The organism is Neisseria viridiae (genome assembly GCF_962747995.1).
GTDB classification, from domain to species: Bacteria; Pseudomonadota; Gammaproteobacteria; order Burkholderiales; family Neisseriaceae; genus Neisseria; species Neisseria viridiae.
Genome location: NZ_CAUJAJ010000020.1, coordinates 1 through 13,673 on the forward strand (window position 1 = coordinate 1; position 13,673 = coordinate 13,673).

At 52.3% G+C, this 13,673-nt stretch carries 10 protein-coding genes and 2 pseudogenes; 4 read left to right on the plus strand and 8 right to left on the minus strand.

Annotation, left to right across the window (positions count from 1 at the left end; all coding sequences use genetic code 11):
• Nucleotides 1-160 precede the first annotated feature (160 nt).
• Nucleotides 161-610, plus strand: a complete 450-nt coding sequence (locus Q9J79_RS09250) for a type IV pilin protein (RefSeq protein ID WP_301911679.1) — start codon at nt 161-163, stop codon at nt 608-610.
• A gap of 175 nt (nt 611-785) precedes the next feature.
• Nucleotides 786-1,437 (plus strand): annotated as a pseudogene (locus Q9J79_RS09255) (IS1595 family transposase).
• Nucleotides 1,438-1,489: 52 nt separating this feature from the next.
• On the opposite strand, the gene Q9J79_RS10405 reads toward Q9J79_RS09255, so the two are convergent.
• Complete coding sequence (locus Q9J79_RS10405; protein ID WP_369414981.1) at nt 1,490-1,609, minus strand: 5'-nucleotidase; 120 nt, start codon at nt 1,607-1,609, stop codon at nt 1,490-1,492.
• Between the two features lie 497 nt (nt 1,610-2,106).
• On the opposite strand from Q9J79_RS10405, the gene Q9J79_RS09260 reads away from it, so the two are divergent.
• Together Q9J79_RS09260 and Q9J79_RS09265 are read left to right on the plus strand one after the other, a co-directional pair.
• Nucleotides 2,107-2,451: a hypothetical protein gene (locus tag Q9J79_RS09260; protein ID WP_301911678.1), complete on the plus strand. Its 345-nt coding sequence runs from the start codon at nt 2,107-2,109 to the stop codon at nt 2,449-2,451.
• A 145-nt stretch (nt 2,452-2,596) separates the two neighbouring features.
• Nucleotides 2,597-3,046 (plus strand): hypothetical protein, encoded by a 450-nt coding sequence (locus tag Q9J79_RS09265; protein WP_301911677.1) that lies wholly within the window; start codon nt 2,597-2,599, stop codon nt 3,044-3,046.
• An 85-nt stretch (nt 3,047-3,131) separates the two neighbouring features.
• On the opposite strand, the pseudogene Q9J79_RS09270 reads toward Q9J79_RS09265, so the two are convergent.
• The 7 genes and pseudogenes from Q9J79_RS09270 to argJ form a co-directional block, all read right to left on the minus strand.
• Nucleotides 3,132-3,341: pseudogene (locus Q9J79_RS09270) on the minus strand (succinyldiaminopimelate transaminase); the annotation flags it as partial.
• Nucleotides 3,323-6,247, minus strand: coding sequence for a DUF3418 domain-containing protein (locus tag Q9J79_RS09275; RefSeq protein WP_301911681.1), 2,925 nt, complete (start codon nt 6,245-6,247; stop codon nt 3,323-3,325). The pseudogene Q9J79_RS09270 and the gene Q9J79_RS09275, both read right to left, overlap by 19 nt.
• Nucleotides 6,248-6,348: 101 nt before the next feature.
• A complete protein-coding gene (gene lpt3 / locus Q9J79_RS09280) occupies nt 6,349-7,926 on the minus strand; it encodes a lipooligosaccharide phosphoethanolamine transferase (RefSeq protein WP_301911680.1) in 1,578 nt (525 codons plus the stop codon).
• A gap of 177 nt (nt 7,927-8,103) precedes the next feature.
• Nucleotides 8,104-9,231 (minus strand): PIN domain-containing protein, encoded by a 1,128-nt coding sequence (locus tag Q9J79_RS09285; RefSeq protein ID WP_301911676.1) that lies wholly within the window; start codon nt 9,229-9,231, stop codon nt 8,104-8,106.
• A gap of 100 nt (nt 9,232-9,331) precedes the next feature.
• The gene (gene hrpA, locus Q9J79_RS09290) at nt 9,332-10,723 is read right to left on the minus strand and encodes an ATP-dependent RNA helicase HrpA (protein ID WP_301911675.1); all 1,392 of its coding nucleotides are present in this window, start codon (nt 10,721-10,723) and stop codon (nt 9,332-9,334) included.
• Between the two features lie 228 nt (nt 10,724-10,951).
• A complete protein-coding gene (locus Q9J79_RS09295; protein WP_301911674.1) occupies nt 10,952-12,361 on the minus strand; it encodes a chloride channel protein in 1,410 nt (469 codons plus the stop codon).
• Between the two features lie 58 nt (nt 12,362-12,419).
• Nucleotides 12,420-13,640 (minus strand): bifunctional glutamate N-acetyltransferase/amino-acid acetyltransferase ArgJ, encoded by a 1,221-nt coding sequence (argJ, locus tag Q9J79_RS09300; RefSeq protein ID WP_301911673.1) that lies wholly within the window; start codon nt 13,638-13,640, stop codon nt 12,420-12,422.
• Nucleotides 13,641-13,673 lie beyond the last annotated feature (33 nt).

Sequence of the window (13,673 nt, forward strand, 5' to 3'; positions counted from 1 at the left end):
GGACCAGGCTTCGGTCGGCGCGCCCGCGCCAAAAGCCCCCGCAAAACCGGCAACGCCTGCGGCTAAAAAATAGAGTGGGAAATATGCATACTGCTGAATGGGATAGTAAGTCTGTTCAAAGAAGTATGTTGAATAATCTGTTCTTATTGGAAGTAAAGTAATGACTGATAATCGGGGGTTTACGCTGGTTGAATTAATATCGGTGGTCTTGATATTGTCTGTACTTGCTTTAATTGTTTATCCAAGCTATCGCAATTATGTTGAGAAAGCAAAGATAAATGCAGTGCGGGCAGCCTTGTTAGAAAATGCACATTTTATGGAAAAGTTTTATCTGCAGAATGGGAGGTTTAAACAAACATCTACCAAATGGCCAAGCTTGCCGATTAAAGAGGCAGAAGGCTTTTGTATCCGTTTGAATGGAATCGCGCGCGGGGCTTTAGACAGTAAATTTATGTTGAAGGCGGTAGCCATAGATAAAGATAAAAATCCTTTTATTATTAAGATGAATGAAAATCTAGTAACCTTTATTTGCAAGAAGTCCGCAAGTTCGTGTAATGACGGGCTGGATTATTTTAAAGGAAATGATAAGGACTGCAAGTTATTTAAGTAGGCTTGTTTACAAATCAATCGATAGTGTTTCAGTATTTGTACGGGTTTCCGCCTTGAGGGAATGAGGATTGTGTAATATTAAGCCTATAGTTATGTCCCGTAATCCGTATCTGGATTGTTTCTGGATAAAAGAATAAGGGGCTGTACTAGATTAGCAGATATGTTACCCTCGAAATATGAAGATAACACACTTCAAATTAAAGAAAAAAGTACAAAAAGAACTACTCCGTTTTTTGTACTGGAAGTTACCGCCCGTTCTGCCGCCGATATTTTGGGTATCCATCCCAATTCGGCAGCACTGTTCTACCGTAAAATCCGCACGGTTATCAACTATCATTTGGCCTTGGCTGCCGATGAGGTTTTTGAGGGCTCTGTCGAGCTGGACGAAAGCTATTTCGGCGGACGGCGTAAAGGCAGACGTGGTCACGGTGCGGCAGGAAAAGTGGTTGTTTCAGCATTCTGAAACGCAACGGACGGGTCTATACCGTTATCGTAGATAATGCCAAGTCTGAAACGTTACTCCCTGTCATCAAAAAGAAAATCATACCGGACAGTATTGTTTATACCGATAGTCTGAGCAGCTACGACAAGTTGGACGTGAGCGGTTTTATCCATTACCGCATCAACCATTCCAAGGAACTTGCAGACCGTCAAAACCACATTAACGGCATTGAGAACTTTTGGAATCAGGCAAAACGCGTCTTACGCAAATACAACGGAATCGATCGCAAATCCTTCCCGCTGTTCTTGAAAGAATGCGAATTTCGGTTTAACTTCGGCACACCCTCCCGGCAGCTTAAAATCCTGCGGGAGTGGTGTGAAATTTAGGGCTAATCTAGTACAGCCCCAAGAATAAACCCAATCGTTGGGTCGTTTGGGTTTATTTCATTGATTGACAGAGTTTTTTGATAAATGGAAAGGCAACGCCTTCTTTTAGGGGATGGTTTTGTTTTTCCCTCTGATATTGCCTATAGGTTTCTGCCCTTTCTGTTCTAAATATATTATCCGATTCAGATAAGTCGAATAGGGCGCTTGATGCTAAGAGATTTTATAATGCCATCTGAAAAAATCAGACAGTATCTTTCTTTAATGCCGTCAGATTTACCCTACGCTGAAACTGATACCTAACGCCTTCTACCTGATGGTTTTTGCATTGTTTTTCCGTACACTGACCGTAGTCATGTTGACCGTGCATCCGACCTTCCTACCTGCACAGCCTGCGCTGTTCGGGCGTATTGTTCGCCGCCTCGCTGCTGCTGTACGCATGGCGTTACATCCCGTGGCTAACACGTCCGCGCTTGGACGGCAAGCCCGGATAACGATTTAAATGCGGACAGGCCGTCTGAAAAATGTTTTCAGACGGCCTTAACTTTCTTCCCCTAAACTCTCAATACAATATTATTTACAATAAATAACCAAAGTATACAAAAAAATACTTGCCCCCCCCCGCAAAACATAAAATAACATTTCCTAAAACTTTTATTTAAAGGAAATGTTATGAAGAATTTTTTATTGGCAGTTGCATTATTGTCGATTGGAACTGCCGCAGCCGCCGGCGCTGACAACCTAAGCCTAACGGCAAAGGCAAAGGCAGCTAAAGCCAGACAAATGTTAACAGAAGCTTGCTATAAAGATCTAGATGATGGCGCAGTTGAAAAGGGTCTGAATGAAGACCTAAGGCGAAAGCTAGCTTCAGCGCCATTTATAAAAGAATTTTGTGAATGCCAGGGTAGAAAACTTGAAGACCGTCTACTCAAAGGATTGGTTGTAGGTCCGGAGACAGATCTTGCGCCTCTACTCCAACAGGACAGGAAAGAATGTGCTGATGCTTTTTTGCGCTGAAAACATTGAAAATACCAATGCCATCAGCCGTACATCTTCAGATGTATGGCTGATGGCAAATCTGTAAATGCTTCTTCGGACTGAACGGAAAATACAAATTATTTGATGTTATTCCTGACCCGACCGGACTTGGAGGGACTAAAAAATGAACGGATGGATTGTGGTCGGCATTGTTTTTGCTGTAACATTTTTATTATTATCATTATTATTATTTCCTTTGCGTAAAGGCTTCCGTAAATTGGGTCGGCAATATGGGATATTTTCTACTTTGGTGTTCGTTCTGATTTGCTTGGAAATATCTGTAATAATGGCCAGCGGTGCTCTTAGCGGTCTTCACAACATTCTATCCGGCATATGTATGTGTACGGCAACCATGCTTCTTCTTTGGATGCTGTCAAAATGGCACGAACGGAACGAGTCCCTTAATGCGGTAGTGATTGTTTTGGGTATTGTGCATGTGACCTGTGTGATGACCGTGGTCTCCTTGCCAAATATAAACCCTTATTTTAAACTGATCGCGAATATTGTGTATTTAGCCCTACCCGCGCTGGCGGTTTACGAAATTTCCGAAGGAAAAAAGAACGCAGCAGGCTAATGTCCGAGGAAGGATTGCAAAGGCCGTCTGAAAATGCGCCACCCGAAGCTCCGAGCGGTTTTCAGACGGCCTTAAACTCTTATATTCAATCGTGCCGGAATAGCGCAACCATCCGCCGCGCACCTTCCACGCATTCTTCCACGCCCGCCACCAGGGCGATGCGCATATAACCCTTGCTCAGATTGCCGTTCGGCGTATCCCGCGCCAAAAGACATCTTGGCAGAAACTGTATCAATACCTCGCGCCATAGTTTTAAATCGTCCCCGTCAGGCACTTTCAGCCAGATATAATAAGACTCTCCCACACCTTCAACAACCGCTTCACCGACACCGGATACGGTGTCTTCAATTCCTGTGCAAACAGCGACACCCTCAATTCTTCAATCATCCATTTAAACCCTGCAAGGCCGTCTGAAATGGGGAGGCCTTGTTTGATCAGGCTGTCGGTTTTTTCCTGCCACATTTGTTCCAATTCCTGTATGTCGGCTTCGCGGGCTGCGTCGCGGGCGGGGTTGCTGCTGTATTTTTCGAGGCGCAGGGTCATGGCTTTGAGGTAGATGGGGAGGCGTGGCCATTGTGCCCACGGGGTGTGGGTGGCGAAGCCGGCGGCGAGCAGGGTTTGCAGGCGTTGGCGTATGAGGAGGGTGAGCGGGTGTTTGCCGAGTTTGCCGTTCAGTTCGGCGTAGGCGGCGGCGGTTTCCTGCAGGTAGTGGCTGAGGGCTTCTTTGACGGCGGGCAGGCGGCTGCGGGCGCGTTTGATTTGTTCTTTGAAGGCTTTTTCGTTGCGCGGCAGCTTGTCTTCGCCGATAAAGGCGCGGTCGCAGACGGCTTGGGTGAGGTCGTCGCGCAGGGTGTCGGCGTTGATGTGTTTGAGCAGCATGGCGGCTTGGGTAAAGCCCTGGATGCCTTTGTTCAAATCTTTCACCTGCTCTTTTAATTGCAGCTTCATTAATTCGATGACACCTTGACGGTGTGCCTGTTCGGCGGCTTCGGTGGTGTCAAATAGGCGCAGGGCGATGCAGCCGTCTTTTTCTCTTTGCAGGCCGAGATAGCCGGTGAGCTGCTGTTTGCCGCGGGCAAATTTGATGGATTCGGGCAAGGTGCCGATGTCCCATGCGGTAACGTTGTCACGCTCGAATTCTTGGGTGTTGTCGCGGAAGGTGGTGGCGGCGGCTTTGCCGAGCTGTTGTTGCAATTCGTGCAGTTTGCGGCCGCCGGCAAGCTCTTGTCCGCCGTCGTCGATAATGCGCAGATTCAGATAGCAGTGTTCGGGCAAGTCTTGCGCCGCCCATGCGTCTTGGTCGATTTGCTCGAGAATCCGCATATCGCCGGCGCTTTTGGCGATAAAGTGCGCCAACTGGGGAATGATGGCCGCTTGGCGGTCGGGATTGTTTTCGAGGAATTTGGTGATGAAATCGGGTACGGGCACGCAAATGCGGCGGATTTGCTTCGGCAGTGCTTTAATCAGCAGCTGGATTTTTTCGCGCAACATACCGGGCACCAGCCATTCAAGCGACGGCGCGTGCAGGCGGTTGAGGATGGTCAGCGGCACGGTCATGGTCACGCCGTCGAGCGGATGGTGCGGCTCGAAGCGGTAGGAAAGTTTGAACTTGCCGTCTGCGGTTTGCCAGAATTTGGGGAACTGCTCTTCGGTAATGTGCGTGGCGGCGTGTTGCATCAAATCGTCGCGGCTGAGGAACAGCAGGCGCGGATTGTCGCGCTCGGCGGTTTTGAGCCAGGCTTCAAAGGTGCGGATATCGGCAAGGGGCAAAGGTTTCAGACGGTCTTTTTGAGATGCCGGCTGCTTTTTGGGCTTGGGGTCGTCTGAAACATTTTGTCGGGTATGTGAACTCGGTTCACGCACGCGGTTGTCCGTATCTTTGGAATCCGCGTGCGTGGCTTGCGCCACGCACCCTGCGTTGCGCTGGTTTGCTTGTCCGTTTTGATCGGCTGTCTTGTCCGACTGGGTTTGTCCGCCCTCTTCACTTCCCCAAACGCCGCCTTTCGCATCTTTCCACACCAGCTCGGGCAGGCGTTCGTTATAAAACGCAAACAGGGCTTCGTCATCGACCAATACGTCTTGCTTGCGCGATTTGTGTTCGAGTTCGGTAATTTCTTTAATCAGCTTTTTGTTGTGGACAAAAAAGGCCGTCTGAAGATTGCTTTTGTGCGCCACCAATGCGCCGCGGATAAAGATTTCACGCGCTTCTTCGGGCGCAACTTTGCCGTAAGACACGGGACGGCGCGGCAATACGGTCAGGCCGTAAAGCGTCACGCGTTCGCTGGCGACGACTTCGCCGCGCTTTTGTTCCCAGTGCGGCTCGAAATAGTGGTAGCGGACGAGATGCGGTGCTTCCTGCTCTATCCATTCGGGCTGGATAACGGCCACATCGCGCGCGTAAAGGCGCGTGGTTTCAACCAATTCTGCCGCCATCACCCATTTGGGCTTGGCTTTGAACAGGGCTGATGCAGGAAAAAGGTGGAAGCGGCTGCCGCGCGCGCCGGTGTAGTCGTTGCCGTCGGGTGATTTCATGCCGACGTTGGCGATAAGGCCGGTCAGCAGGGCGCGGTGGATTTGTTCGTAGCCGGCTTCTTTGGCGGCACGGATTTGGGCGCGGTGTTGTTTCTTATCCAATTGTTTTTGTTTGAGCTTGGCCGCCAAATCTTGGTCGCCTTGGCTTTCAGACGGCCTTAATTGTTCTTGGGAAGGAGGTTGTCTAAACGCGGCTTCCTTGGTGGTCAAACCCATTTCAATCGCGGTTTGGGTAAGCTGGTGGTGCAGCTCGCGCCATTCGCGCATACGCAGGTGCGACAAGAAATATTGGCGGCACCATTGCACCAGCTGTTTGTTGGACAAACCTTTGTCGCGCTCGCGCTGGAAGCTGTCCCAAATGTTCAGATAGGCAAGAAAGTCGGATTGCTTGTCGGTAAAGCGTTCATGCGCCTTGGCCGCAGCATCGCGTGCTTCCAGCGGCCGCTCGCGCGGGTCTTGAATCGACAGCGCGGACGCAATCACCAATATTTCCGCCATACAGTCGTGTTTCTTCGCCGCCAACAAAATGCGCGCGATTTTCGGGTCGATGGGCAGGCGCGCCATTTGTTCGCCGAGCTTGGTCAGGCGGTAGCGCGTGTTGGTACCGATATGGCCCGAACTGTCTTGCAGGCCGTCTGAAACATTGGCTGGGTTGGATCGGGCATCCATGCCTGATCCGCGTACTTGGTTTTTCATATTTTGCATAGTCTTGTCGGTCGGGCATCTTCCCCGACATCATCTAAATTTGTCTTTATTGGTTTTTACGCCGCTTATTGCGGATAAACATATTCCGCCTTGCCGTCGCGAATGTTCAAGCTGCCTGCATCGCCTGTAATCAGATTGCCTGTTACCGAGCCTTCGCGACAACCTGAAACCGGCATATCGTAGCCCAACGTGTGAATCAGGAACGTTGAAAGCTGCTGATGGAAGGCAATCTCGCAAGGCGCAAAAGCCTGGTTGGCAGCCTGTTGCACGGCCTTATCCGGGCTGTACAACACCAGAGGCACAATATAGCTGTCGGGCTGCACCGTGCCTTGATTGTAGATATCTTGGCGCACATACTGGCCATGATCGGAGGTATAGGCAAACAGCCAGTTGCCGTCAGGCTGCTTTTGCAGCTGCTTGAATACGGTTTGAATCATTTGGTCGGTTTTGTGGATGGTGTTGTCGTACTTATCCACAATATCGGCTTCGCCGAATACTTTATCTTGAGGCTGCAACAATGCGCCGTATGGGGCGTGCGAACCGCGTTGGTGCAACACGATAAAATGCTTGCCCTGCTGCAAATTGATTTTGTCGAACAACGGCAGCAGCTTCTCATCGGGCATATTGTCGCCGTTGCCATAGCCAAGCTGCGTCGGTTGAATCAGATGGTCTATCCATTTCTTACCGATTAAGTTCAAAATTGCCATTTGGTTTTCAGCCTGAGCACTGTAAAAATACGTTTCATAGCCCTGCTCTTTGGCGAGGCGGAACATATTGGTATCGCCGCCGCTGATTTGTTCCAAGCCGTTGGCATGCGGTATGACGTTAAAGAAACTGGGCAGGGATACTGCCGTCATAAAGCCTGCGGAATAACTTTGTTTCACAATCGGCTTAAAATCGGCTTGCGACAGTCGAGTTAAAAATGGCGAAGTTTCGCGCCCGTAGCCAAACAATTTCAAATGCGCCGCACTTTCGCTTTCGCCCATAATCAGGACGATATTTTGAATACTGCCTTGCCCGATTTTGCTTGGCGCAGACTGTTTGAACACGGGGATTTTGCTTAAATCAAATAACTGATACGGCAACACGCGGCCGACAAAATATCCGAAGCTGAAATAATTGGCTTTGATGCGGCTGTATGTCGGTTTGGGCGAAATACCGTGCTCTTGTTTCGTGTCGAACGAACGCACGAAAATCATCAGCATTAGGAAGGCAAACAGTATATCGGCAGAAAAATGCGTCTTACGGCGGAACTTGGCAAGGCTACAAAACAGCACGACTTCCGCCACGCCCCACAACGCAGGCAGCCACAACTTATCCAACATCGACGCCCCCGCGCCGCCGACTTCGGTAATCTCTTTCAGCATCAGCCAATAATTAATGCCCGTTATCCAGCTTTGATAAACCGCGTAATGCACATTATTGGCAATAATGCTGAACGCGAAAAACACCGCAATCAACAAACGCGTTGCCTTATAACGCGCAAACAGATACAGCGCGGCAATCACAAATGTCAGCGCAAACGTTTCCGCCATTTTCGCAGCCGGCAGGGTTTCAATTCCGAATACAAAGCGATAAGCAATTTCGCTGGCAGTAAGTAGGGACGAATACAGAAAGAGAACGAAAAGGGATTTTTTCATAATGGGAAGTTCACAATAAAAGTTGCAGGACGGGTTTTGGGGCTCGGCAACGGTATTCTTCAGCAGCTATCTGTTTACAGATTGTTTTTCAAAAAACGAGGTTGTCTGAAAAGGGTTTGTGGAGTTGATTAAGGGTGGTAGGTTGTTTTTGGTTTTGTAGGTCAGGCATAAATGCCCATCCTACTTGATATACAAAATTTTAGTACCGTCAATACGTAGGACTTGGGTATCTTGTAAATGTTGTAGCAGTTTGTCAGTTTCTTGTGCATTGGATTTTGTGAGTGCCTGGATTGTATTGCGTAAAGTTTTGGTTTTATTAGGACGGTTCTTTAACGATAACGCGGCAATCACTTTTTTCCAAATAATTTCATCAGGTTCCCATGCGGTTTTTTTAGGCTGCTTGGGCGCGGGCTGCGGTTTAGGTTCGGCAAACGGCGCGTATTCGATTTTCCCGTTTTCTTGGCGGATCAGGTTTTGTTCGCGCAAATGCCGAGCGAAGGCCTGAATATCATTGGGGCTGACCGTCAGGCAGAGCGCATCCGCGCGGCTTTGCACGGCGGCCTGAAAATCGGCATAGGTTTTGGGGCGCAGAGTCAAAATATAGCGTTGGATTTTTTGCAGCAAATCGCTGTCGCTGATGTGGTAGGACACGGTTTCTTGTTCATCAAGGTTGATAAAACCTTGTGTTTTCAGTTTGTTGATAACCTTGATAGTCGTTATATCGCATTCTTCTTCGGTTTTATCGACAAACAAATCACATAAAACATATTTATTCAGGTATTTTTGCAAATTATGCAGGCGGCAGGGACGGAAAGCGTTGGGGCGGCGCAGCGCGACTAGGGCGGCCTGGAAATAAGGTGCCAACGATTGTTGCGGTTTGGGCTCGGTTTCAGGCTGCGGACTGTTTTCCAACAATGCCGGCGGCGGTGCGGCCGTGATTTTCTGATGTTGCACTTCGTCTATATTGGCCAGGCGCACAATCCCTTGGGCTTGTTGGGTTTCCAAAATATGTTCGACCAGAACATCGTATCCTCCATCACGCGAGAGTATGCCGATTTGGGCATTGGGGTCTGTGGCGGTAATTTGTCCGAGGTAATAGGACAGGTAAAAATCCAATGCGTTTTTCCCCGTTTTTTGTAACTGGACAAGATGGACACGTTCGCCGAAACGTAGTAGGGATTGCACCAGACTAATAGGCAACATTTTGTGTAATACACCTATAAATAGCCAAATATGGGTATTTTCGGTTGGTAATTTGTCTAAGTTTTGCGGCTGAACGTTTTCAAAATCGATGAGTAAGTGTTTCATGTTTTTACCGTGTGCAATGTTGTAGGTTGGGCATCTAGATGTGCCGTAGTTTTATCGTTTGTTGGTCTTTGTCAGGTAGAAGTGTATATCCTACTTGTTTTCAGACGGCCTCCACCGCCCCCAATTCCAACAACACCTGAAACCCGTCATTGATATACCGCGAGTCAGGCATTTCCAAAAACGGGAATGCCGCCACGTCGCCCAAGTTCAGCGATGCCATGCGCAGGATGACGGCGGCCAGGTTGCTGCGGACGATTTCTGGGTCGGTGAACTCGGGGCGGCTGTTGAAATCTTCTTCTGAAAACAGTCGGATACACACGCCTGCGGAGACGCGGCCGCAGCGGCCGGAGCGTTGGCGGGCGGCGGCTTGGGAGATTTTTTCGACATGAAGCTGCTCTACTTTTGCCCGTGCGGAATAGCGTTTGACGCGCGCGAGGCCGGTGTCGATGACGTATTTGATGCCCGGCACGGTGAGCGAGGTTTCGGCGACGTTGGTTGCTAGTACGATGCGTCGTTTCGCGCCTGTGGGGTGAAAGATTTTGTGCTGCTCGGCGTGCGACAGGCGTGCGAACAGGGGCAGGATTTCGTCGTTGCGGCGCAGTGTGGATTTGCGCAGGGTTTCGGCGGCTTCGCGGATTTCGCGTTCGCCCGGCAGGAACACCAAAATATCGCCTTCGCCGTGTTGCGCCAATTCGTCCGCCGCATCGACAATCGCATCGGTCAACTCGACTTCCGCGTCGTCTTCGTCTTTGCTGGTCAGCGGGCGGTAGAGGATTTCGACGGGATAGGTGCGCCCGCTCACTTCCAGTACGAGCGCGCCGTTGAAGTGTTGGGAGAAGCGTTCTGCGTCTATGGTTGCCGAGGTGATGATGACTTTCAAATCGGGGCGGCGCGGTAGTAGCTGTTTCAGGTAGCCCAAGAGGAAGTCGATGTTCAGGCTGCGTTCGTGCGCTTCGTCGATGATGATGGTGTCGTAGGCGGCGAGATAACGGTCGGTCTGCGTTTCCGCCAACAGGATGCCGTCGGTCATCAGCTTGACGCAGGCATCGCGCGAGGTGTGGTCGGTGAAGCGCACCTTATAGCCCACCGCGCTGCCGATTTCCGATTTCAGCTCTTCGGCAATCCGCTCAGCTACCGAACGTGCCGCCAAACGGCGCGGTTGGGTATGCCCGATTAGCCCCGCCGCCCCGCGCCCGAGTTCCAAACAAATCTTGGGCAACTGCGTGGTTTTGCCCGAACCGGTTTCGCCGCAAATAATCGTTACCTGATTCTCGGCAATGGCTTTTTTGATTTCTTCGAGCTTTTCGTGAACGGGCAGGGTGTTGTCGAACTCGGGTTTGGGCAATGCTGCCAAACGCTTCAAAAAGATTTCATGCGATTTTCGGTATTTTTCTTCGACTTTGGACAAGCCGCCGTATTTGTTGGGATTTTTGAGGGCGGATTGCAGGAAGTGGCGGTCTTTGGAGAGGGTTTGGGCGAAGTCGGGGGACATATTTGTGTGCGGTTAGGGTAAAAATGAAATTATAGCAAACGCTTTGGTTGGGTTCGGGCAATATCTGGATGGGGAAATGCCGTCTGAAAACCGCATTCTGTCGTTCAGACGGCATTGTTGCTGAAGTTTCAAGCGGCGGCGGAACGGTATTCGAATCAAGGCGGTTTGCCCTGCGCCCCGTCCCGGCTGTGTGAAGGGGCGGCTGCCGGTGTTTGATCGGGGGGCGTTTTAATTTTCAGACGGCATTCCCGCTTTGCTGTTTGCGGCTTGTGGTCTTGCGGGCGTATTACCGGTTTGGGCGGCGGTTTCCTGAAGCACGCGCTGGCGGAAGCGCATTCCCGATGCGTGGTAGAACGGACGCGGCGAAAACTGGCGCGAAACCTGCGAGGCGAAAATGCAGGCAATCAGCATCCAAAACAGCAGGCTTTGCCCGCCGGTCATTTCCATGACGACGACGGCGGAAGTAATCGGCGATTGTGTCGCGCCCGCTAAAAATGCCGCCATGCAGATGAGGACGATGATGTTTGCACCCTGCGATATGTCGGCGATGGCGGCGATATGCTCGCCCAAAACCGCGCCTATGGTCAGCGAGGGGGTGAAGATGCCGCCCGGTATGCCCGCCCAATAGCTGAATACGGTGGCGAGCCATTTTGCCGCCGCCAGCCCGATGGGGGCTTCGTAGATGCCGTGCAGGGCTTGGGCGGCTTCGTGGTAGCCGGTGCCGTAGGTTTTGCCTTGGTAGAACGTGCCGAGCAGGGCGAGCAGCAGCCCCATCAGTGCCGCCAGCAGCAGCGGACGGTTGCGGATAAAGCCGCGTATCTTGCGTGGTGCAAATGCCGCTGCACCCTGATAGAGCAGCCGTCCGAATAGGCCGCCCGCCGCGCCGCAAACCAGCCCCGCCGCCACGACCCACATCAAAATATTTTCCAACACGCCGCCGTTGAAACCCGAAAAATACGGGTTGTTGCCCTGAATGGCGACCTGTATGAAACCGGCGGCGAGCACGCCCAAAAGAATCTGCCGCTCCCAGCGCAGCATAATGCCGCGCCCGAGTTCCTCAATGGCAAAAATCACGCCTGCCAGCGGCGCGTTGAATGCCGCTGCCAAACCGCCCGCCGCGCCCGCCGCCATCAAATCGTTTTCCTGCATCCCTTTGAATGCCAAACCGTGTTTCTTGCACCATGCGCCCCACGCCCCCATCACTGCCGAGCCGACCTGAACGGACGGGCCTTCGCGCCCGATGGACGCGCCGAACAGCATACCCAAAAAGGTCAGCGGAATCTTCAGTAGCGTCTGCCCGAGGCGGAGCAGGCGCGTTTTTTGTGCGCCGTAGGGCAGCGACAGCGAGGCGATGACCTGCGGGATGCCGCTGCCCGATGTGTATGGCGCATATTTGCGCGTGAACCAGACGATGACGGGCAGTCCCAGCGGCAGGGCAATCCATGCGAACCACGGGTATTGTTGAACCAGTTTGGCGTTCAGTTCCAGCGCAAAATCGGCAAGGTGGGCAAAAAACAGCGCAGTCAGGGCAACGAGTGCCGAGCCTGCCAGGAGGAACAGAAAGGCGATGCTTTTGCGCGACAGGCGGCGGGTTTGGCGGATTTTGTGGGCGAGGCGGCGGGGGAATGTGGAGGTCATGGTATGTTGTCCGGCGGTTCGGACGGCATTTATGTATGCCGTCTGAAGCCGTGTCGGGTCAGGAACGGTAGTCGGCGTTGATGGAAACGTATCCGTGCGACAGGTCGCAGGTATAGACGGTGGCGGCGGCTTGTCCGCGATGCAGCTTGATGCGGACGGTGATTTCGTCCTTCGACATCACTGCCTGCCCTTGTGCTTCGGTGTAGCTTGCGGCGCGTCCGCCGTGTTCGGCAACCAAAATATCGTCGAGATACATTTCCACGAGGTCGGTATCGAGGTCGGCAACGCCGGCATAACCGATGGCGGCGAGCAGCCTGCCGAGGTTGGGGTCGGAGGCGAAAAAGGCGGTTTTGACCAGCGGCGAACGTGCCACGGTGTAGGCGGCTTGGCGGGCTTCGTCGCGGGTTTTGGCGTTTTCGACGCGGACGGTGATGAACTTGGTCGCGCCCTCGCCGTCGCGGACGATGGCTTGGGCGAGTTCGAGCGCAAGGCTGCACAACAATTCTTTGAGTTGGGCGTAACGCGGGTCGGCGATGTTGTCGATTTCGCTTTGGCTGTTTTTGCCGGTGGCGATGATGACGAAACTGTCGTTGGTGCTGGTGTCGCCGTCAACGGTGATGGTGTTGAAGGTTTCGTCGGCGATTTCCTGCGTCATCAGTTGGAGGACGGGTTGGGAAACTTTGGCATCGGTGGCGATGAAACCGAGCATGGTCGCCATATTGGGATGAATCATGCCCGAGCCTTTGGCGATGCCCGTGGCGCGGACGGTGTGTTTGTCGCCGACCTTGCCTTCGCGCGAGGCGGCTTTGGGAACGGTGTCGGTGGTCATGATGGCGCGTGCCGCCTCGTTCCAGAAGGCAGGCTGCATTTTGGGCAGCGCGGCGATGATTTTGTCGGCGGGCAGCGGTTCGAGAATCACGCCGGTGGAGAAGGGCAGCACCTGGTTCGGTTTGCAGCCGATTTGCCGGGCGGCGGCGGCACACACTGCCAAAGCATCGATTCTGCCCTGTGCGCCCGTACCCGCGTTGGCGTTGCCCGTGTTGATGACGAGGGCGCGCACGCCGTCTTCGTCGAAAAGGTGCGATTTGGCGATGTGGACGGGAGCGGCACAGAAACGGTTGGTCGTGAAGACTGCACCGACGGTGCTGCCGGCGGCTATGGCAATCAGTGTCAGGTCGGTATGCTCGGGCTTCTTCACGCCTGCTTGGGCGGTGTAGAGGGCAATGCCGTCGATGTCGAGCAGTTGTTCGGCGGTTTTTTCGGTCAGGTTGACAGCCATAACGGTTCTCCTTGCGAGTGTGTCGGCGTTCAG